This is a genomic window from Bacillus hominis (assembly GCF_018332515.1).
Taxonomy (GTDB): domain Bacteria; phylum Bacillota; class Bacilli; order Bacillales; family Bacillaceae_G; genus Bacillus_A; species Bacillus_A hominis.
In genome coordinates this window covers 1-942 of record NZ_BOQD01000427.1, presented here as the reverse complement: position 1 = coordinate 942, position 942 = coordinate 1, and the positions used below count along the sequence as shown (strand labels likewise).

Here is a 942-nt window from a genome sequence, read left to right as displayed (position 1 = left end):
AGATTGAGATAATGTATTTTTACCAGTTTCTGATCTTAATTTAATACGAAGCGATTGTTTATTGTTATCGACGTGATAGATACCAATTTTTTTTGCTCCAAAATACATTTTTAATACATTCATTCCTTCATCGAGTACAATTTCAGGATGTGTATGATTTAAAGCTTTAAACATATGATACATTTTAGACAAGTGGTTATTTGATTCAAGTACACGAGAACGTAGTGTAATACGTGTTTCATCCAATTGTTTCACAACATATTTTAATTCTTTATTTTCAGCTTTCAGCTCATTATTTATCATATGTACATCTTCATAACGTTCTTTTTGCGAAGTACTCATTAGTCCACAACATAAACTAATAACAAGTAAGAAGATCCAACTTATCCAGTAATCTAATGAATAAAAGTACAGTAATACATCATTTCCTTTATATATACCGCTTATAAAAATGTAAATCATTGCTTCCATAAAGGCGAAAAGGGCAATAGATATGCCATACCGACTAGAAATAATTAATGTAATAAATAAGAGTAAGAGATATTCATACGTTGGTGTTAGAAAATCAGTTAGTATTGAGAGAAAAAATAGAGCAATAAAGAGAATCGTAGGTTCAATCATTTTTTGGAATAAATTAGATTGTCTATAGTGCATAAAAAATCCCTTCTTTCGTTTGCAAATTTAATTTTGAGGAATAGTACACTGAAATAAAATACATAATTTAAAAGAATTATTTTAAGGTATGTAATATATAAAGCCCAAACCATTTTATCAACAGGGATGTAGTAAATTCAAGTGAAATAAATTCTAATTTCTGTTAATGTATTGTATTTTTTGGAATTTTTATAAAAATATCGAGTTAAAAAAATGTAAAATGTTATGGAATTACTATGTTTGTATTAATATTTAAAGATGTTAAAATTTAAAATAGTAGAAAATTAC

At 26.0% G+C, this 942-nt stretch carries 1 pseudogene; it reads right to left on the bottom strand.

Annotation, left to right across the window (positions count from 1 at the left end):
- Positions 1-654: pseudogene (locus tag KI356_RS26005) on the bottom strand (nucleoside-diphosphate sugar epimerase); the annotation flags it as partial.
- Positions 655-942: the final 288 nt, after the last annotated feature.